The following is a 20,725-nucleotide window of genomic DNA, read 5'->3' on the forward strand; positions in this document are numbered from 1 at the left end:
AAAGAGCGGTGTAACATCAAGTTACTGATAAAGATTCTCGCAAGAATGTTTATCGCTAACTTTGGATAAAAACCGTTGTTCGTTATTCGTGCGCTGCGCTGTTCGTACGCTTCGCTGTTCGATAACTAAGAAGTGGTGGAGCCAAGCGGGATCGAACCGCTGACCTCCTGCGTGCAAGGCAGGCGCTCTCCCAGCTGAGCTATGGCCCCGTGTCGTTGTTCGTGCGCTACGCTATTCGTACGCGGCGCTGTTCGTTATTCGTGAAAACAACCAACCAAACCAACAAACCGATAAGACTAACTTCAAGGTTAGGCAAGGCGGGAAGGCACGAAGCATACATCAGTATGTGAGTGGCTTTCCAACGCAGCATAACCGCAGAAGTGGTGGGTCTGAGTAGACTTGAACTACCGACCTCACCCTTATCAGGGGTGCGCTCTAACCAGCTGAGCTACAGACCCAGTTTCTATCCGTTACATCTACCAAACCAGGCAATCTGTGTGAGCACTTAACTTCTTCAAGGCTTTTTCATAAGGAGGTGATCCAGCCGCAGGTTCCCCTACGGCTACCTTGTTACGACTTCACCCCAGTCATGAACCACACCGTGGTAAACGCCCTCCCGAAGGTTAAGCTATCTACTTCTGGTGCAGCCCACTCCCATGGTGTGACGGGCGGTGTGTACAAGGCCCGGGAACGTATTCACCGTGGCATTCTGATCCACGATTACTAGCGATTCCGACTTCACGGAGTCGAGTTGCAGACTCCGATCCGGACTACGACGCGCTTTTTGAGATCCGCTTACTATCGCTAGCTTGCTTCCCATTGTACGCGCCATTGTAGCACGTGTGTAGCCCATCCCGTAAGGGCCATGATGACTTGACGTCGTCCCCACCTTCCTCCGGTTTATCACCGGCAGTCTCCACAGAGTTCCCACCATTACGTGCTGGCAACTGAGGATAAGGGTTGCGCTCGTTGCGGGACTTAACCCAACATCTCACAACACGAGCTGACGACAGCCATGCAGCACCTGTCTCAGTGTTCCCGAAGGCACTCTTCTATCTCTAGATGATTCACTGGATGTCAAGGGATGGTAAGGTTCTTCGCGTTGCATCGAATTAAACCACATGCTCCACCGCTTGTGCGGGCCCCCGTCAATTCATTTGAGTTTTAACCTTGCGGCCGTACTCCCCAGGCGGTCAACTTAGTGCGTTAGCTGCGTTACTCACATCGTTTATGACACGAACAACTAGTTGACATCGTTTACGGCGTGGACTACCAGGGTATCTAATCCTGTTTGCTCCCCACGCTTTCGTACCTCAGCGTCAGTTTCTGACCAGGTGGCCGCCTTCGCCACCGGTATTCCTTCCAATATCTACGCATTTCACCGCTACACTGGAAATTCTACCACCCTCTTCAGAACTCGAGCCTGCCAGTTCAAAATGCCATTCCCAGGTTGAGCCCGGGGATTTCACATCTTGCTTAACAAGCCGCCTACGTACGCTTTACGCCCAGTAATTCCGATTAACGCTTGCACCCTCCGTATTACCGCGGCTGCTGGCACGGAGTTAGCCGGTGCTTCTTCTGTGGCTAACGTCAATCTTGTAGAGTATTAATCTACAAGCCTTCCTCACCACTGAAAGTGCTTTACAACCCGAAGGCCTTCTTCACACACGCGGCATGGCTGCATCAGGGTTTCCCCCATTGTGCAATATTCCCCACTGCTGCCTCCCGTAGGAGTCTGGGCCGTGTCTCAGTCCCAGTGTGGCTGATCATCCTCTCAGAACAGCTAGAGATCGTCGCCTTGGTGGGCCTTTACCCCACCAACTAGCTAATCTCACTTGGGCCTATCTCTAGGTGCAAGGTCCGAAGATCCCCTGCTTTGGTCCGTAGACATTATGCGGTATTAGCCACAGTTTCCCGTGGTTATCCCCCTCCTAAAGGCAAGTTCCCAAGCATTACTCACCCGTCCGCCGCTCGCCGGCAGAGTAGCAAGCTACTCCCCGCTGCCGCTCGACTTGCATGTGTTAGGCCTGCCGCCAGCGTTCAATCTGAGCCATGATCAAACTCTTCAATTTAAAGTGTTTAATCGACCCATTGAATCAATGACTTAATAAAATCTAATTTGTTAAGCACTTTTCCAATCAGTCAGGTGGTCCGTCTCTTGTTAAAGAGAGCATGACCTTTGTTGCATCCGAAGATGCTTCTCTGCCTGAATCCGGTAAGTGCCCACACAGTTTGCTTGGCTTGGTATATTGTTAAAGAGCGTTCGCTTCTTCAGTGAAGCGGGATGCGTATTTTACGCTTTCCCTGGTTCAGGTCAAGATCCTTTTCGATCTTTTTTTCAGTTTTCACTGAGTTGAACCTTGGTTGATTTCCTACTCGTTATTTGGCGGTTTAACCCTGCCGCTAACTTCTCGGTGACAACGGCGGCGAATTATAAGGATCATATTCAAAGGCGCAAGATCTTTTTTCACTTTTTTGTGCTGACTGCGCCTTTTTTGTTCGATCGTTTATTTATCGCCCTTCAGCTGCTCGCTTTTTGCGCTACCCAGCTCTACTTCGTTCGATTGCGCTTGCTGCGCTGGCTTTACTGATGGCTCAGCATCACAGTCGTCGGAATCACCAACAACATGCTCTAACTTAATATTTTTCACAGTCCGGAACGTAGTGATTGGGCCTGAAATGGCATAAAGCATAAAAATAGAGAACAAAACTAGTGATGGCTCGGTGGCTACTACAACAAAAGCCAACACAATAGCTAAGATAGCAATAAATGAAACGCGTCCGCGCCAATCGACATCTTTAAACGAGTGGTAACGGAAATTACTTACCATTAATAGACCGGCAGCGATTGTAATAAAGGCAGCCAAATAATTAATGCTGGTTGGATCGATTTCATATTTACTACCCACCCATACTAAACCACTCACAATTGCGGCAGCACTAGGAATAGCTAAACCTTGAAAGTAACGTTTGTCGGCAGTGCCAAGGTTGGTATTGAAACGGGCTAAGCGTAATGCACCGCCAGCCACAAAGATAAAGGCAGCTAACCAACCTAATTTACCTAAGTCAGAGAGCGCCCAATTATACATTACTAATGCCGGCGCCATACCGAACGACACGATATCGGCCATACTGTCGTATTCAGCACCAAAAGCGCTTTCAGTGTTAGTCATACGAGCCACGCGTCCATCTAACCCATCAAATACCATAGCGATAAATACCGCCACGGCAGCAGACTCAAACATATTGTTCATTGACGCGACAATCGCAAAGAATCCTGAGAACAAACCGGCTGTTGTTAACAAGTTAGGCAATAGATAAATGCCTCGCGCTTTTGCGGTATTCGCTGTGTCTGGTTTATTGGGCATAACGTCTTCGTCCTTTCAAAAATGGTCGCACAGCATAGCATAGCTTATATGGGGCAATAAATAGCCGAGTATTGTGGTACTCGGCTATTGTTTGTTTCACCCATTGCTGTTGTATGATTTACTGAGATATCACCAACCGCTCATTCTCTACATCTACTTTTATTAATTGTTGCGGCAGTAACTTACCCGCCAAGATTTGTTGCGCCAACGGATTTTCAAGCTCCTGTTGAATGGCTCGTTTCAGCGGTCGGGCACCAAATACTGGGTCAAAACCGGCTTTAGCTAAATGGGCTAAGGCAGCTTCAGTTAACTCCATACGGTAATCACGCTCAGCTAAACGTTGATATAACCGCTGCAATTGAATATTAGCGATGTTCTTGATATGTTCCTGGGCTAATGGATGGAACACCACCGTTTCGTCTACCCGGTTAAGAAACTCTGGACGGAAGTGATGTTGTAAAATACCCATCACATCTGCCTTCATTTCATCATAACTTTGCTGGTGAGCTTTTTCCTGAATAACATCAGAGCCCAAGTTCGATGTCATGATGATAACCGTATTACGAAAATCAACAGTGCGACCTTGGCCATCGGTTAAACGACCATCATCCAATACCTGTAGTAAAATATTGAAGACGTCTGGGTGTGCCTTTTCAACTTCGTCTAACAAGACCACCGAATAAGGCTTGCGGCGTACCGCCTCGGTTAAATAACCACCTTCTTCGTAACCAACATATCCTGGCGGTGCTCCCACTAAGCGCGATACGGAATGTTTTTCCATAAACTCGGACATATCAATCCGTACCATGGCTTCATCAGTGTCAAACATGAAGTTAGCCAAAGCTTTGCACAATTCCGTTTTACCTACACCGGTTGGGCCTAGGAATAAAAATGAGCCCAATGGCCGTTGCGGGTCAGATAAACCAGCACGAGATCGGCGAATAGCGTTAGCAACAGAAGTGACTGCTTCGTCTTGTCCTACCACGCGCTGGTGTAATTGTTGCTCCATCTGTAACAATTTCTCACGTTCCCCCTCAAGCATCTTGCTTACCGGGATGCCAGTCCAACGCGACAACACATCTGCAATCTGTTCGTCGGTGACTTTATTTTTTAGCAAGCTCATACCCTGCTCATCGGCTTCAGTTGCCGCCTTAAGCTGACGCTCAAGCTCAGGTATTTTGCCGTATTGCAGCTCAGACATACGATTAAGATCACCAGCTCGGCGCGCTATCTCAAGATCTGTTTTGGCTTGCTCAAGTTGAGCCTTAATGTTTTGCTCACCTTGCACTACCGCTTTTTCAGCTAACCACACCTGTTCTAGCTCTTGGTATTTACGCTGCTGCTCGGTTAACTCCTGCTCTAGTAAGGTAAGGCGTTTTTTACTCGCTTCATCTTGCTCTTTCTGTAGAGCCTTTTGCTCTAACTGCAACTGAATGATACGGCGCTCGAGTCGGTCTAAATCTTCCGGCTTAGAATCGATTTGCATCCGAATGCTTGATGCCGCCTCGTCAATCAAATCAATCGCTTTATCTGGCAATTGCCGATCACTGATGTAACGATGCGAAAGCGTTGCGGCAGCCACAATTGCAGGGTCAGTGATTTGCACTGAGTGATGCACTTCGTAGCGTTCTTTCAAGCCGCGCAAGATCGCAATGGTGTCTTCCACCGATGGTTCATCCACCAGTACTTTTTGAAAACGGCGTTCTAACGCTGCATCTTTCTCAATGTATTGGCGATACTCATCTAGGGTGGTTGCGCCTACGCAATGCAACTCTCCTCGCGCCAGCGCTGGTTTAAGCATGTTACCGGCATCCATGGCGCCATCAGCTTTGCCGGCGCCGACCATGGTGTGAAGCTCATCAATGAAGAGAATAATACGCCCTTCTTCTTTACTTAATTCGTTGAGCACCGCTTTTAATCGTTCTTCAAACTCACCACGATACTTAGCACCAGCCAGCAAAGCACCTAGGTCAAGGGACAACACTCGTTTGTGTTTTAAGCCTTCCGGCACCTCACCGTTGACGATGCGTTGCGCCAAGCCTTCAACAATGGCAGTTTTACCTACACCTGGCTCACCAATTAACACCGGGTTATTTTTAGTGCGACGCTGTAACACCTGAATGGTGCGGCGGATCTCTTCATCACGACCAATCACAGGATCTAACTTGCCCGATTCTGCTCGTTCAGTTAAATCAATCGTGTATTTTGTTAGCGCTTGGCGTTTCTCTTCTGCGTTTTGATCATCCACAGCTTCTCCGCCCCTCACTTGTTCGATAGCTTGTTCAACCGCAGCTCTGGCGATTCGGTGGCGCTTGAAAATCTCACCTAAGGCACCCTTATCTTCCGTTGCAGCAAGCACAAATAGCTCTGATGATATAAATTGATCTTTGCGTTTCTGTGCATATTTGTCGCATAGATTTAACAGACTTGCTGTGGCTGGCGATACCTGAATATCGCCGCCGGTACCTTCTACCTGGGGTAATTTATCTAATGCTGCGGCTAAGTCTGAACGAAAAGCCGCCAAATCTACTTGCATTAGCGTAAATAACGGCCGCAAGCTGCCGCCATCTTGTTGTAACAAAGCTTGCATTAAATGCAATGGCTCTATGTAGGCGTGGTCACGCCCTAGCGCCAAAGATTGCGCCTCTGCCACTGCCTGCTGAAATTTATTGGTTAATTTATCGAATCGCATGATAACCCTCTTAAAAAATCATTAATCCTGACATTTAATGTGGGTATTATTTCGACAAATTCAAGAGGGAAATTAAATTTTCCAGATTAACGTCGCTATTCGCCCACACAGTGGATTGCGGCGGTAAGAATAAAACCTTTGGTCTGAAAAGGTACAGCAACCGCTTTGAGTTATCTGCTCTACTCCTTGCTGAGCAAGAATTCGTTGCGCTAAAACAGGTAAATCAGCAAACCACTTACCTGCAATATGGGGACGAAAACTTATCTCATCAACAAGGCCTTGCGATAAAAATGGCTCGCGAACATCAGCACCTACCTCATAGGCGGTTGCAGAAATAGCTGGCCCGATCCAAGCTGTGAGCTGGCTTGCTGGCGTTGCAAAGTTAGCTAAGGTATTGGTGATAATCCCTTGTGCTAGGCCACGCCATCCGGCATGAATAGCGGCGATTTCTGAGCCATCGTTAGCTGCTATTAAAATGGGTAAGCAATCTGCAGTTAATATCGCACAGACTTGGTGCGCCTGATTGGTATAACTAGCATCGGCGTTCAGCCCCGTCATTGGCGCATCTGAGTGCAATGCTGAGAGGTTTAGTACACGAGTACTATGGGTTTGTTGTAGCCAACGAGGACTACTGGGTAAGGCTAATTGGCGCACTAACTGACGGCGCCGAAGCAAGACTTGAGCAGGATCATCCCCAACATGAACCGCCACATTACCCGGAGCTGCGGTTGTGGTAACCGCAGCTTTCACACCCGCAGGTAATGTCCAGTTAGGGATAAGCATGGTTAATCGATGGGAAACTCTTTACGATCTGCGCGTAGCACTGCCAGCAGCTCCACCATATCGGCCGGCGTTGGCGCATCCCAACTTAACCATTCACCCGTTATGGGGTGGTGCAACGATAGGCGTGCGGCATGTAACGCTTGCCGACGAAAGCCGCGGAGCATTTCCAGCAAAGGCTCGCCAGCTTTTTGCGGAGGTCGAGGCCGACCGCCGTAAGTAAAGTCGCCTACTAACGGATGACGAATATGTGCCATGTGCACCCGTATTTGATGGGTCCGGCCAGTTTCTAAGCGCAGCCGCAAATGCGTGTGCGCACGAAACCGTTCAACCACTCGATAGTGTGTTACTGCCGGTTTGCCTAGCGCCACTACCGCCATATGCGTACGCTTCGTTGGATGACGGCCAATGGCTTCTTCAACAGTACCGCCAGCAGTCATGGGGCCGTTACACACAGCTTCATATTCGCGGGTGATTTCACGATTTTGCATGGCCGCAACCAAGTGTGTTTGCGCCGGAATAGTTTTTGCCACCACCATTAATCCGGTGGTGTCTTTGTCCAAACGATGCACAATACCTGCTCGCGGCACTTGATCGATAGCAGGAAAATGATGTAACAACGCGTTCAACAAAGTGCCATCCGGAGTACCGGCACCAGGATGAACAACTAAGCCCGCGGGTTTATTGATCACCATAATGTCATCGTCTTCGTAGACAATATCTAACTCAATCGGCTGCGCTTCAAAGCGTTTTACTTCAACTAGTACGCCATCGATTTCAATATCCATGCCGGCCAAAACTTTTTCTCGCGGCCGATCGACGACCTCACCATCTATGCGTACTTGTCCATCAGTTATCCAAGTTTTTAACCGTGACCGTGAATAGTCAGGGAACATCTCAGCTACTGCTTGGTCCAAGCGCTTACCGTTGGCAGATTGTGGCACTGTGCCGGATAAAGAAATGTGTTCACTCATAAATTATAAATAGGACCTGTGAAAGCAGCCGTTGCTGCGCTAGAATGCATTGAATGTATATAGTGTACCTGTTTGGTCCGCTGCACCAAAGTTAAATCAACAGAGATTAAAAAAACTAATTATGAAATTACGACTTATTTTAGCTTGCGCAGCAGTAATTGCAGTTAGCGCATGCTCAGGAACACCTGATGACCAATTTGATGATAGCCGGCTAAGTGACGTAGAAAAAGGCTACGAGCGAGCTAAATCAAGTTTAGCGAACGGTAACATTAACAACGCGCTACAAATTTTAGAATCGATTAACATGCGCTATCCGTTCGGGCCATTGACGCACCAAATACAATTAGACCTAATCTACGCTTATTACAAGGTTGGTAATCTAGATAAAGCGTTGGCAACCATCGACCGCTTTGTGCGCTTAAACCCCAATCATCAAGATTATGACTATGCGCTATACATGCGTGGCTTAACCAATCAACGTACTGCCGAAAATACTATCCAAGAGTTTTTCGGAGTCGATCGTGCAGACCGCGACCCAACTAAAACTCGTGAAGCTTTTGATGATTTTGCCGAGTTGGTTCGTCGTTTTCCTGACAGTAAATATGCTGCAGATGCGCGCCAGCGTATGGTCGCTATTAAAAGCACCTTGGCACAGTACGAACTTGCGGTTGCTCAATATTATGTGAAGCGCGAAGCCTATTTGTCCGCTGCTAACCGAGGTAAATACGTGCTGGAGAACTTCCCTGATACTGCCGAAGCTGAAACTGCACTTATCATTATGGCCAATTCGTATGAGCAGTTAAATCTGGACCAGTTACAGCAAGATACAGTTGCTACCTTGCAGAAAAACTTTCCGAATAGCCGATACTTCCGCCGCGGTCTCGAGCAAGATTAAAAGCTATCGTCACTATAAAAAAGCCCTAGTCACTAACTAGGGCTTTTTTAATGCTTAACCAACCATTCTGCTAAACGGCATCTTCGTTTTCTTCACCAGTACGGATCCGAATGACCCGCTCAACGTTGGTCACAAAGATTTTACCATCGCCAATTTTTCCAGTTTGTGCTGTTTCTAAAATAGTATCAATGCAACGGTCCACTTGATCGTCAGCCACTACAATATCAAGTTTTACCTTAGGTAAAAAATCGACCATGTACTCAGCACCACGGTAGAGTTCTGTATGGCCTTTTTGCCGACCAAAACCTTTGACTTCTGACACCGTCATACCGGCAATACCAATTTCTGACAGAGCTTCGCGTACGTCATCTAGTTTAAAGGGCTTGATAATAGCTTCTATTTTCTTCATGGTTTGCTGCTGCCTTCTAATTGACGTTCTATTTCATAACGAAAATGGTTGGTAATTGGATACCGGCGGTCTTTGCTAAAATTACGCGATGTGATTTTCGGTCCAACCGCTCCTTGCCGACGTTTGTACTCATTAATATCAACCAATTTGATAACACGCAAGACATCGGCCCGATCAAAACCACAATCGATAATAGCTGCAGCCGACCAATCTTGCTCAACATACAAGGTCAGAATTTTATCCAGCACCTCATAGGGCGGAAGGTTATCTTCATCCTTTTGATCCGGAGCTAACTCGGCCGATGGTGGACGCGTGATTACCCGCTCAGGAATCACCTCTTGCGCTTGGTTACGATAGCGAGCTAAAGCAAACACCAAGGTTTTGGGAATATCTTTCAAAGGCGCAAAACCACCACACATATCACCATACAAAGTGCAGTAACCTACTGCCAACTCGCTTTTATTACCGGTAGTAAGCACCAACGAACCCGTCTTGTTAGACAACGCCATCACAATCACTCCACGACTTCGCGCCTGCAAGTTTTCGGTGGTTGTGCCCAGCGCATCATCGCCAAATAACGGGCTCAGTTGCTGCATGAAACTATCATAAATAGGCTCTATGGCAACCACATCATAGTTTACGCCCATGCGCTCGGCTTGCAGTTGCGCATCGTCTTGGCTCATTTGCGACGTGTATTTGAATGGCATCATTACGGCATGAACTTGCGCAGCACCCAAAGCATCTGCTGCAATTGCTAAAGTTAGCGCCGAATCAATGCCCCCAGACAAACCCAAGGTAACGCCTTTGAAGCCGTTTTTCTGCACATAATCACGCACACTCAGAACCAGGGCTTGATAAATCAGCGCCAGCGGCTCACTAGCGTACGGCCGCCAATCATCTATCCCACTAAAACCGGCGTCGGAGCTATAGCTAAGAGTCGCACAGCAAGGTTCGCAATGGGGTAACTCGGCCACTAATTCGCCGGTAGCTGAAAGCACCAACGAATGGCCATCAAACACCAACTCATCTTGGCCACCACAATTATTAACATAGATAACCGGACAAGCCTTCTCATGGATACGTTGTTGCAGAATGTGCAAACGCTGCTGATGCTTATCAACCTCGTAAGGTGAGGCATTTAACGACAACACCAAGTCTACCTTTTCGCGTTGTAGTGCCGCCCAAGGTTCGGCATGCCAAATATCTTCACAAATGAGCAAGCCAATGCGATAGCCCTGATAATCGAAAAAGCCTGTTTGATGACCCGGGATAAAGTAACGCTGCTCATCAAACACCCCGTACTGAGGCAAGCGTTGCTTGTGATAGCGTGTTAATAACTGACCTTGGTAGAGCACTGACACACTATTAAAAAGCTCATTACCAACCCGTTGCGGATGCCCAATAACTACGACGCTGTGCTGCGCGGCAGTGGCAATTGTCGTGATAGCTTGTGCAACCAACTGTTCAAAGTCTTCACGAAACAATAAATCTTCCGGCGGATAACCGGTAAGAGCTAATTCTGGAAAGACAATGATGTCACTATCCTGATGAGCCTGTATGGTCGCCAAAATAGTTTTTGAATTCTGATTGAGTGCACCGACGGTAAAGTCTAATTGTGCCAGCGTTAACTTAAGTGGCCGCATTCATTGGTCTCTATAAAGTAACTAAATCGAGGTCGGCTATAATAGAGCAGCGTCGGCGTGTGCGCAAATAATCTGCGCTTTAGCGCCCTATTAACCATACTTTCTCACTAAAGCACACTTACTCGGACTTGGGATCTGGCTCAAGCTCAGCTAACGTAAACTTCTGCCCAGCACTGGTTAGCACTAAGCGTTCACGCTGCTCACCTAAAGCATTAGTATACAACTCAGGCTCCGCAATCTCTGCCCATTGATACAACACGTTGCGGTGCACCTTAGCCCAAAGTTCGCGACCACAATCCACATAAGGTACTTGGCCACGCATCTGTAACGGATGGGTTGCGGATAACGGGAAGCTTTCACCGATATTGGTAGTCACACCAATAACTTGGTCTTGTTGATGTTGCTGGCGTTGCCAGGTAGTGATCACAAAAGGAACATCAACTACGGTAATTTTGACTTTCTCAGCGGGAGTTACCAAGTAATAATCATCGCCTTCTTTCACTAGTACCGAGGCGAATAATTTAACCAGAGCTGCACGTTGAATCGGCGAACCAGAATAATGCCATTGCCCATGCTCATCAATTAGCATGGGCAACTCGCCACAATAAGGAGGGTTCCATAAATGGGTGGGTGCTTGTTGACGTTGTTCGAGCGATTTTAATAACTGCTCTAACTGCATATGCCCACCTCAATTCATTAATTAACTAACCGCTTCTGCCGCAATAAATACCAGAGCGTTGCTTCCGTGCGATTAGACACTTTAATGGCTTTGAAGATTGCTGATAAATGAACTCGAATGGTTCCTTCAGTAATACCAAGAATAGTAGCAATCTCTTTGTTTGATAAACCTTGTGCCAATAATTGCATGATTTCTAATTGGCGTGGCGATAAGAAATGTTCAGCACTACCTTGGCGCGCACCACTACCAGCTAGTCGTGACTCATCCGGCAAGTAACGGTCGTTATTGAGCAACACTCGAATAGCTAACTTGGCTTCTTCTGCCGTGGCATCTTTAGGCAAATAGCTACGCACGCCGTTACTCAGAGCTTGGCGTACTTCAGACAACGGACGCGCCCAACTAAATAGCACAACATGCGCTGTCGGAGCCATTTTTTTAAGCGTTTGCAAAGTAGGCCGTACTTCTGCGTCAGGAATATCCATGTCGAAGAAGATCAGGTTATAGTCACTTTGATGACGCAAATATTCCTGCGCTATCTCGAAAGATGGCGCTTCGTAAATGGCTAGGTCTTCAGAAAAACTAGTTAATACCTGAATTAGACCTGCCCGCACAAAAAATTGAGAATCGATAATGAGTATTTTCATGGCATACCACGTGCAGCAACATTTCCCTATTAATGAAGCTATTGTACACTGTTTAACGAATGTTTGAAGTTTCAGTGTTATTGAATTGTAAATATATGTAAAAAGTGCAAAGACCGCTGAAATGTTCTAAACAACGATAATTCTAATAACTAGCCGAGATGGCAATAAAACAGCCAACATTGGAGTAAATAATGACCATCCTTCGTTTATGCACAATTGTTTTATTTTTGTTGTGTACATCGGCAACAGCTAAAACAATACTCTTTACTAATGCAAACGGCTACACCCTTACCGGTGAACCAGGCACAGATGCGCAACTTAAGCAGTTTAATACCTTACTTATCATTAATGGCAAAGTAGCCGCAGTTGGCGATTATGAACAACTGAACAAGAGGCTTAATCTAGCTGATATTACTAATCAAATTAATCTACAAGGCAAAACTATTTTGCCTGGACTCATTGACGCCCACGGCCATGTATTGGGCCTTGGCCAGAACTTGATGCAAGCAGACTTACGCGACGCGGCCTCGGAAACGGCAGCCGTTGCTACAGTTAACAACTTTGCTAAACAGAACCCGCAATTAGAATGGGTGATAGGACGCGGCTGGAATCAAGAAAATTGGCCAAGTAAAGAATTTCCGCAACGCAACAGTTTAGATGAGGCGATAACCGACCGCCCAGTCTATTTAACTCGGGTAGACGGCCACGCCGCGTGGGCGAATAGCAAAGCGTTAGAACTAGCTGGTATTACAGCTGCCACGGTAAGCCCCGAAGGCGGTGACATAATTCGTGATAGCAACGGTGAGCCGACCGGAGTATTGATTGATAATGCCATGGCTTTAATCGAACAGAAGCTACCGGCAGCGAGTATTGAACAAACTAAACAAGCCCTACAATTAGCCTTTGACCATTTGTTAGCGCAGGGTATTACCAGCGTTCATGATGCCGGTATTGACGCTTTGAACTTAAAAGCTTATCAAGACCTTGCTGCACAAAACATGCCCTTGCGAGTCTACGCGATGTTATCTGGTAGCGAGCCCAAGTTAGCTGAACTTTTAGCGCAAGGAGCTATTGTTAGCGATGACGATAAACTCACCGTTCGTAGCGTCAAGATTTATGCCGACGGTGCGCTTGGAAGTCGCGGTGCGGCATTGCTCGAACCCTACTCAGACTCGCCTCATCAGCATGGTTTGATGGTTACCTCACAAGAAGACATGCGCGCTCTTTATCAGCTTATTATTCCCCATGGCTTTCAAATCAATACTCATGCTATTGGTGACCGCGCTAATCGTATTGTGTTAGATGAGTTTGCGCATGCCTTTGAACTCTTTGGCGGTGCCAACCTGCGCCATCGAATTGAGCACGCACAAGTGGTGCACCCGGATGATTTGGTGCGGTTCAAACAACTCAATATTATTGCATCGATGCAGCCTACCCATGCCACTAGCGATAAGAACATGGCAGAAGATAGGCTTGGTAAAGCCCGAATGAAAGGCGCCTATGCTTGGCAAACACTTGCCCAGCAAGGCACTATTATTGCCGCTGGCTCAGATTTCCCAGTGGAGCTTGCTAACCCCTTCTTTGGTTTACATGCAGCCGTAACCCGCCAAGATCGTGATAACCAACCCCAAGGTGGCTGGTACGCTCACGAAAGCTTGACCCTAACGCAAGCGTTACAAGCTTTTACTTTAGATGCCGCTTATGCCGCAGGTCAGGAACAGATCCTTGGCACCTTGGAGCCGGGCAAATGGGCTGATTTCATTGTGTTGGATCATGATCCCTTTGCGCGTGATGCCGCTATACTATGGCAGAACCAAGTGCAAGCCACTTACGTTGCTGGCGAACGCGTGTATCACCAAGCAACGACCAAGTAAGTCATAAGGAAGGATGATAATGAGCCAAGCTGATGTACCGGAAAATTCTTTAGATATTAAACATGTTCGGCGCGATTACACGCAAGGGCGGTTAACTCGTGATTCGCTGCAGCAGGACCCGATGCAGCAATTTGCGAATTGGTTTCAAGCGGCCAAAGATCATCCTTCACAAACGGACCCAACCGCTTTTACTGTCGCCACCGTCAGCGCTGATGGGCAACCTCATCAGCGCGTGGTGCTGTTAAAAGAAGTGCGGACCGATGGCTTTGTGTTTTACACCAATTACAACAGTGCTAAAGGGCAAGACATTGCGCACAACCCCAAAGTAGCCATGCATTTTGCTTGGCTAGCGTTGGAGCAGCAAATACGCATTGAAGGGCATGCGGAAAAAATCAGTCAGGCAGAAAGCGAAAGCTATTTTTACCAACGCCCACGTGAGAGCCAATTAGGCGCTCTGGCCTCTAGCCAAAGTAGCCCCATTGCAAGCCGCAGTGAATTAGAGCAGCACTATCATCAACTCACCGAACAATATGAAGGAAAAACCATTCCCATGCCTACGCACTGGGGCGGCTACCTGATTAAGCCGCAGCGCTTTGAATTCTGGCAAGGCGGCCGTTATCGCTTACACGACCGCTTTGTTTACCAGCTAAGCAATCATGGCTGGGACGTTCAACGCCTGCAGCCTTAAATGCATGGCGGCAAGTCTAAACCTAGCTTGTCGCCCAATTTAGCCAACTGGTGTAACAGCTGAGGGCTATATTCTATGCCCTGTTGTAGTTGCTGTTTTCGCCGTGCCAGCGCACCTTCCCCCGGAATTCGAACCGGCTGGGATGCTGTAATCGGCGTACATTGATGAATCCCATCAACCAACGCTTGCGCTTGCGCCTGAAATGCTTCTAAAGCCCCCAAAGCACTTGGGTCGATCACTTGAATCCACACGGTATTGGCATCCAGACCCGCTTGTTCCTGATGTCGTCCCCATTGACTCAAGGCGAGCGTCCACAGTTCGCTAAATAAATTCAACCCAGAGCCTTTATAACCTAACAATTCACCACCTAAACAGGCCAAAACACTGGGCGGATCTTGCACAAAGGTAGCAGGATCACAGGTGTAATCACCCGCAGCAGTAATCAACGCAGGATACGGCAGCTGTTGTTGCTCCGCCAAGGCTTTACGAACCTTACCGGCGGCGGTCATAGATAAGCTCACATCAAACAGGACTGGATCGCTCAGCGTTGGCGCCCCGATCGCAAAAGGGTTTGGCGAAAACCAAGCTGATTTAGCGCCATGTGGCGCCACCACCGCTTGCCCAGGCGTGGCACACATCATTTGAATCAGCATGCCGGCAGCTACCGCCTGTTCTAAATACACAGCCAAAGCGGCAACATGTTGGGTACGGCGTACCAACACCGTGCCGGTTCCATAATCACGCGCCATCGCGATGGCTCGAGCCACTGCTTGCGGCATCACGTATAGCCCCGAGAGCAAGTCGGCATCCCACAATTCCAGCGCACCGCGTTGACTTATCACTCGCGGCTCACCGCTTGGTTTAGTCTGGCCCTGTTGCAAACAATCAACATTGTATTTTAAGCGCATCAAACCATGGGTTCGAAACCCCAGCAAGTCGGCAGCAACCAGGTGCTGAGCCATGGCTGCAGCAACAGGTTCAGTGGCTCCAGCCTGTTGCAAGCACTGTTGCGCCCAAGCTTGCATTAATTTTGCATCTATTCGTGGATTTTTTTGCTCTGTCATGCGGTTCTTCGTTGTAAATTGATGTGAGTTGGTTAAGCTTATCAAATAAATGACAAGAGGAGTAAATGTGTGTCAGCAACAACATCAAGACAAAGGATTGGCGTGCTCACCAGTGGTGGTGATGCCCCTGGCATGAATGCCGCATTACGCGCCGTAGTTTTAGCCGCTGAGCATTATGATATGGAAGTTATTGCATTTCGTCATGGCTACGAAGGCTTGTTAAACAATGAATATTTATCGCTAAAGGCAGCCGATGTCCTGCACGTCTTACAATATTCAGGAACCATCATTAAAAGTGCCCGCTGCCCGCGGTTCAAAGAAGTAGCAGCAGCGCAATTAGCAGCCGAGAATCTTGATGCTCTGGGTCTCTCTGCACTAGTGGTGATTGGTGGTGATGGTTCGTTTCGCGGTGCTGAACATTTGAGTCAGTATTGGCAGGGCCAAATTATTGGGGTGCCAGGCACCATCGACAACGACTTGTATGGTACCGATGCCACCATTGGCTATGCCACCGCGGTCGCAATTGCCATGGACGCCTTGGATAAAATTCGTGATACGGCCGATGCGATGGATCGGGTATTTATCGTTGAAGTCATGGGACGTCATGCTGGCTTTATTGGTTTAAGCAGCGCCATGGCTGCTGGTGCAGAGCGAATGATTTTACCAGAGCTGCAACGCGATAAGCCGCTAACGGTGGCGGCCTTAGTTAAACATATCAAGCGCGTAGAAGCGGTGCGCGGCCCTGGCAGTTATGTGATGGTGCTTAGCGAACATCAATGGCCAGGCGGTGCCGTAGCCCTATCGGAACAACTCGAAGCAGAGTTTGATATGCCGTGCCGACCTTGTTTGCTGGGCCATATTCAACGTGGTGGTGCGCCGGCTCCAAGTGATAGAATTTTGGCATCGCAATTGGGTGTGCATGCCATCGAATTGATCTTACAAGGCGCCACGCGCGTTATGGCAGGTATCAAAGCGAATCAAATGGTGGCCGTGCCACTGGTAGATACCTGGACCAAGAAAAACCCGCTGGATGAGAATTTATTACGGATTCAACATGAGATTTTTAATCCAGTAAAAAAGAGTGCTAACAAGCCGTCGCAATAGTGGCAATTTAAGCCAATTGCGCAGATAATATGCGCCCTTTTCAAAGACCCATAGCTGCGCTTGCGCAGCCTCTTTTTTTACTAATGGAGGTGAGTGACATTGAGCACACATCAACCTAAACAAATCGCAACCCTTACTATCGCGACCGAACAACCGGTACGCGAGTTTTTTGGGGCCCAAGTAGAGCAAGCTATTTATGCTAATGGCACTCATATCATAGGTTTCGGCTTTGACGGTACCGCCTGTTTCAGAAAAGGAACCCGAAACGGTCCAGATGGTCTTCGCGCAGTTTCTGAAGATATCGAGAGCTATTCGCCCTACTTGGACGCTGATTTGTTTGATTTACCTTTTGTAGATTTAGGTAATCTATCACTAGGCGATAGTGATGATGTCGAAGCGCAATGGCAGTTCGCCACCGATCAGTTTGATGAAGCTTTTGGTGCTATCGATTTAGCCGCTAACAACGTGCGCGTGCTTACCCTAGGGGGCGAGCATTCCATCTCTTATGCGCCTATTCGTAAATATTTAGCTCAGTACCCAGATATGGTGTTATTGCATTTAGATGCTCACGCAGATTTACGCGATGGTTTTTTAGGCTATCACTATTCTCATGCATCTATCATTCGCCGTAGCTTAGATCATTTCGGCCCGGGACATCAGTTAATTCAGTACGGTATTCGCTCAGGTACGCGTGAAGAATATCAATACATGAACGAGCATGGCACGGTACGCAAATCACGCCAAGATTTTCTAGCCAGCGTTGCTGCGATACCAGCAGATCGGCCAGTCTATTTGACCTTGGATTTAGACTATTTTGACCCAGCCTTTTTACCGGGCACAGGTACACCAGAACCGGGTGGTGAAGATTTCCATTCGTATGTCAGCTTGATGAAAATTTTACGCGAGAAAAATCTGGTTGGCGCCGATGTGGTTGAGTTATCTCCAGAAATCGACCCAACGGGCAACTCAGATGTGTTCGCTGCTAAAATTGTGCGCGAGTTATTGATTATTTTAAACGAAAAAGGAGTTCGCTAATGGCAGAACCATGGAGTATTGATGACGCCGAAGAACTCTACGGTGTAAAGCGCTGGGGCGCGGGCTACTTTTCGATCGGTGCCAATGGCAACATTCAGATTGCCCCCAATCATCGTATCCCCGATGTCACCATCGACATGCAAGAAGTAGTGGATGAAATTTTAGCTGAAGGCATTCAATTACCTGCGGTTATTCGTTTTCACGACATTTTGCGCTCGCAAGTAGAGATCTTAAACGAAACCTTTGCTAAAACGATTACTGATGCCGACTACCAAGGTCGCTATGTAGGCGTGTTCCCAATTAAAGTAAACCAAATGCGCGAAGTGGTTGAAGAGATCATTGATGCCGGCGAACCCTACGATTACGGGCTTGAAGCAGGTTCAAAGCCTGAATTGATGGCGGTATTGGCCTACAACGAAAACCCCAATGCGTTAACCGTGTTGAATGGCTACAAAGACGAAGATTATTTAACGCTGGCGCTACTTGGCCGTCAATTACGTCGCAAGATGATCATCGTCATTGAGAAATTCAGTGAACTGGAAATGTTAATACCGCTCGCGAAAAAGCTTGGGGTAGAACCTATGATTGGCTTACGCAGCAAAATGATGGTGCGTAGCGCAGGTAAGTGGGCTGGCTCAAGCGGCGATCGAGCTAAATTTGGCCTAAGTATTACCGAAATCTTAAACATTGTTGAACTCCTAAAAAAAGAAGATATGCTGCATTGCGCTAAGCTGCTGCACTTTCATATCGGTAGCCAAATGTCTGATATCCGTAAGGTTAAAGAAGCGGTATCTGAAGGTGCTCGACTCTATGCCAAACTGGTACAGCTTGGAGTTCCGCTTGAGTACCTCGATATTGGTGGCGGCCTAGGTATTGATTACGACGGTACTAGCTCTACCACAGATTCATCACGTAACTATTCTACCGATGAATACGTGGCAGACGTGGTTTACGGCGTAAAGCAAATTTGTGACCTAGAGCAGGTGCCCCACCCTAACCTCGTAAGCGAGAGTGGCCGTGCCATCACAGCTCACCACAGCTGTGTGGTGACCAATATTGTTGGCGAAATTAAGAATACCGGTGCCCAGTTTGATATCAGCGCCAGCAGCAACGAACATATTTTAGTTAGTAATATGCGGGAACTGGTAAATGCGAACGACATGCACCCACAAGAACGCTACAACGATGCTGCGTCATTCAAACAAAGCGCATACGAAGCTTTTAAACTGGGTATTTTATCGCTCGAAGAGATGGCCAAGCTAGATACCATGTATTGGCGTATTCTCAGCGAGATTCATCAATCGTTAGATCGCGAAAGTTTCGTGTTCCAAGAGCTTGAAGAGCTTGAAGATATGCTGGCAAGTCAGTATCTCTGTAACTTCTCGATTTTTCAGTCAGCCGCAGATACTTGGGCGATTGGACAAGTACTACCAATTGTTCCTATTACACGACTGAACGAAAAACCAGAAGTACGCTGCTCTATTGTTGATATCACCTGTGATAGCGATGGTAAGTTAAGCAAGTACATTGAAGGTACCGAGATTAGTGATAACATCCCGATGCATGCACTGCGTAAAAACGAGCCTTATCATGTTGGCATGTTTTTAACCGGTGCTTACCAAGACGTTATGGGCGATATGCATAACCTCTTTGGCCGCTTAACTGAAGTGCACATTTATTGTCACGATGACGAGCCAGGTGATTTCTATATTGAAGAAGTGGTACCAGGCACGGCCGCTGAAAAAGTGCTTGAAACCATGCAGTACAACACTGACTTTATGGCAAAGACTGTGAAGAAGTCGATTGACCGTGAAGTTCGTAAGGGTCACATTGCACCACGCGAAGGTGTACGATGGACAGACTATTACGAGAAGTGTTTAGCCGGAAGCACCTACTTGAAGGTGTAATTTCCAGCAATCTGCGTATTTACTGAGCAAACGGTCCTGTTTAAGTGATTTTCTATAAAAAATCGGTTGACTCAAGACTCAAAAACTCGTTTAATACGCCCCGTTGCCCAGATAGCTCAGTCGGTAGAGCAGGGGATTGAAAATCCCCGTGTCGGTGGTTCGATTCCGCCTCTGGGCACCATTATTCCGAAAACCCCGCTAGAAATAGCGGGGTTTTTTCGTTTTTGCTCTGCTAATCTAAGCATGGAGTTAAACAACGGAGATAAAACATGAAGCTAAGATGGTTGGTCGTCACGGGTCTAGTTGCAGTAGGCGGCTACTGGTATATCACTGACCCCTTATCACAACCTAAGCCATCTCACACCGATGAGCGTGTGGACGAGAATAATCAGCTTCATAGCAACAGCGCTAGTGCACCCTCAGTCACACCAATAATCAGCCCTGAAAAGCCTCTTGCGGCGCCCTACACAGAACCAAAGGTAAGCGAGGATTCTGTACCTACCAAGATCCCCTTTGAGCAATTAACAGAAGCTCAGCAGATGGCTTATTTAATTGAGCAGCTAGACCAACCTGGTGGGTTATCAGGAGAAGCCGCAAGTAATGCACTAAGCCTTCGTGCGTTCAATGATTTTATTGACCAACTGAGTATTGCCTCGGAAATTATAAGCAACTTTGAATATGACTTCAGAGATAGCTTTAATCAGCATTTAGACCAGCATCCTGAGTTTGTGCCTACCGCATTGGAATGTAATCGTAATGTTTGCGCAGGCGTTATTGAATACCCCGCTCACCTTGCGCAAGCCACGGAAGAGTTTACCTGGGGTATGATCTCTGCGACACCTAGGCCAGTCGCTGTGGTAAGTAGCAAAGTAAGTATTGATGGCCGCAACGAAATTCGCTTTGTCTTAAATTATGAAACGGCTACCATCAAAGCCAAGTAGAAACAGATAAAAAAGGAAGCTCATGGAG

The 20,725-nt window shown here is 47.5% G+C and carries 16 protein-coding genes, 3 tRNA genes and 1 rRNA gene; 8 read left to right on the plus strand and 12 right to left on the minus strand.

Translation table 11 applies throughout. The annotated features are described in order from the left end of the window. Positions 1–133: 133 nt before the first annotated feature. The 7 genes from AB8S08_RS09430 to rluD all read right to left on the minus strand — a co-directional run bounded on the left by AB8S08_RS09430 (position 134) and on the right by rluD (position 7,814). Positions 134–209: transfer RNA gene (locus AB8S08_RS09430), tRNA-Ala, on the minus strand. Between the two features lie 172 nt (positions 210–381). Further along, positions 382–458, minus strand: a tRNA-Ile gene (locus AB8S08_RS09435). A gap of 70 nt (positions 459–528) precedes the next feature. Further along, a 16S ribosomal RNA gene (locus AB8S08_RS09440) occupies positions 529–2,072 on the minus strand. Positions 2,073–2,507: 435 nt separating this feature from the next. Then, entirely contained in the window at positions 2,508–3,368 is an 861-nt protein-coding gene (pssA, locus tag AB8S08_RS09445; protein ID WP_369742581.1) for a CDP-diacylglycerol--serine O-phosphatidyltransferase, read from the minus strand. A 118-nt stretch (positions 3,369–3,486) separates the two neighbouring features. Continuing rightward, positions 3,487–6,060, minus strand: coding sequence for an ATP-dependent chaperone ClpB (gene clpB / locus AB8S08_RS09450; protein WP_313933030.1), 2,574 nt, complete (start codon positions 6,058–6,060; stop codon positions 3,487–3,489). A 72-nt stretch (positions 6,061–6,132) separates the two neighbouring features. After that, a complete protein-coding gene (gene pgeF, locus AB8S08_RS09455; RefSeq protein ID WP_369742582.1) occupies positions 6,133–6,843 on the minus strand; it encodes a peptidoglycan editing factor PgeF in 711 nt (236 codons plus the stop codon). 2 nt (positions 6,844–6,845) lie between these two features. Next, complete coding sequence (gene rluD / locus AB8S08_RS09460; RefSeq protein WP_110076154.1) at positions 6,846–7,814, minus strand: 23S rRNA pseudouridine(1911/1915/1917) synthase RluD; 969 nt, start codon at positions 7,812–7,814, stop codon at positions 6,846–6,848. Between the two features lie 121 nt (positions 7,815–7,935). Here rluD and AB8S08_RS09465 point away from each other — a divergent pair, with 121 nt between their 5' ends. Continuing rightward, positions 7,936–8,709, plus strand: a complete 774-nt coding sequence (locus tag AB8S08_RS09465) for an outer membrane protein assembly factor BamD (RefSeq protein WP_110076153.1) — start codon at positions 7,936–7,938, stop codon at positions 8,707–8,709. 70 nt (positions 8,710–8,779) lie between these two features. On the opposite strand, the gene glnB is transcribed toward AB8S08_RS09465, so the two are convergent. The 4 genes from glnB to AB8S08_RS09485 form a co-directional block, all read right to left on the minus strand. Next, complete coding sequence (gene glnB / locus AB8S08_RS09470) at positions 8,780–9,118, minus strand: nitrogen regulatory protein P-II (protein WP_110076152.1); 339 nt, start codon at positions 9,116–9,118, stop codon at positions 8,780–8,782. Further along, a complete protein-coding gene (locus AB8S08_RS09475) occupies positions 9,115–10,761 on the minus strand; it encodes an NAD+ synthase (protein WP_369742583.1) in 1,647 nt (548 codons plus the stop codon). Before AB8S08_RS09475 ends, glnB begins: the two co-directional genes overlap by 4 nt. A 118-nt stretch (positions 10,762–10,879) precedes the next feature. Beyond that, entirely contained in the window at positions 10,880–11,440 is a 561-nt protein-coding gene (locus tag AB8S08_RS09480) for a DUF1285 domain-containing protein (RefSeq protein ID WP_369742584.1), read from the minus strand. Positions 11,441–11,457: 17 nt separating this feature from the next. After that, complete coding sequence (locus AB8S08_RS09485) at positions 11,458–12,084, minus strand: response regulator transcription factor (protein WP_153826148.1); 627 nt, start codon at positions 12,082–12,084, stop codon at positions 11,458–11,460. A gap of 191 nt (positions 12,085–12,275) precedes the next feature. Here AB8S08_RS09485 and AB8S08_RS09490 point away from each other — a divergent pair, with 191 nt between their 5' ends. Together AB8S08_RS09490 and pdxH are read left to right on the plus strand one after the other, a co-directional pair. After that, a complete protein-coding gene (locus tag AB8S08_RS09490) occupies positions 12,276–13,958 on the plus strand; it encodes an amidohydrolase (protein WP_369742585.1) in 1,683 nt (560 codons plus the stop codon). A gap of 19 nt (positions 13,959–13,977) precedes the next feature. Next, complete coding sequence (gene pdxH, locus AB8S08_RS09495; RefSeq protein WP_369742586.1) at positions 13,978–14,646, plus strand: pyridoxamine 5'-phosphate oxidase; 669 nt, start codon at positions 13,978–13,980, stop codon at positions 14,644–14,646. On the opposite strand, the gene AB8S08_RS09500 is transcribed toward pdxH, so the two are convergent. Next, positions 14,643–15,710 carry an Ldh family oxidoreductase gene (locus tag AB8S08_RS09500; protein WP_369742587.1) on the minus strand — a complete coding sequence of 356 codons (1,068 nt, stop codon included), beginning with the start codon at positions 15,708–15,710 and terminating at the stop codon, positions 14,643–14,645. The two genes, pdxH and AB8S08_RS09500, sit on opposite strands and share 4 nt — an antisense overlap. A 69-nt stretch (positions 15,711–15,779) precedes the next feature. Here AB8S08_RS09500 and AB8S08_RS09505 point away from each other — a divergent pair, with 69 nt between their 5' ends. From AB8S08_RS09505 to AB8S08_RS09525, 5 genes are all read left to right on the plus strand, one after another. Further along, a complete protein-coding gene (locus AB8S08_RS09505) occupies positions 15,780–16,814 on the plus strand; it encodes an ATP-dependent 6-phosphofructokinase (protein ID WP_162014547.1) in 1,035 nt (344 codons plus the stop codon). 93 nt (positions 16,815–16,907) lie between these two features. Beyond that, positions 16,908–17,849: an agmatinase gene (gene speB, locus AB8S08_RS09510; RefSeq protein ID WP_369742588.1), complete on the plus strand. Its 942-nt coding sequence runs from the start codon at positions 16,908–16,910 to the stop codon at positions 17,847–17,849. Then, positions 17,849–19,756 (plus strand): biosynthetic arginine decarboxylase, encoded by a 1,908-nt coding sequence (speA, locus tag AB8S08_RS09515; RefSeq protein ID WP_313933036.1) that lies wholly within the window; start codon positions 17,849–17,851, stop codon positions 19,754–19,756. The genes speB and speA overlap by 1 nt, the downstream gene beginning before the upstream one ends. 105 nt (positions 19,757–19,861) lie before the next feature. Next, a tRNA-Phe gene (locus tag AB8S08_RS09520) sits at positions 19,862–19,937 on the plus strand. A gap of 88 nt (positions 19,938–20,025) precedes the next feature. After that, positions 20,026–20,697, plus strand: a complete 672-nt coding sequence (locus AB8S08_RS09525; RefSeq protein ID WP_369742589.1) for a hypothetical protein — start codon at positions 20,026–20,028, stop codon at positions 20,695–20,697. Positions 20,698–20,725 lie beyond the last annotated feature (28 nt).

The organism is Pseudidiomarina sp. PP-1MA (genome assembly GCF_041200125.1).
Classification (GTDB): Bacteria; Pseudomonadota; Gammaproteobacteria; order Enterobacterales; family Alteromonadaceae; genus Pseudidiomarina; species Pseudidiomarina fusca.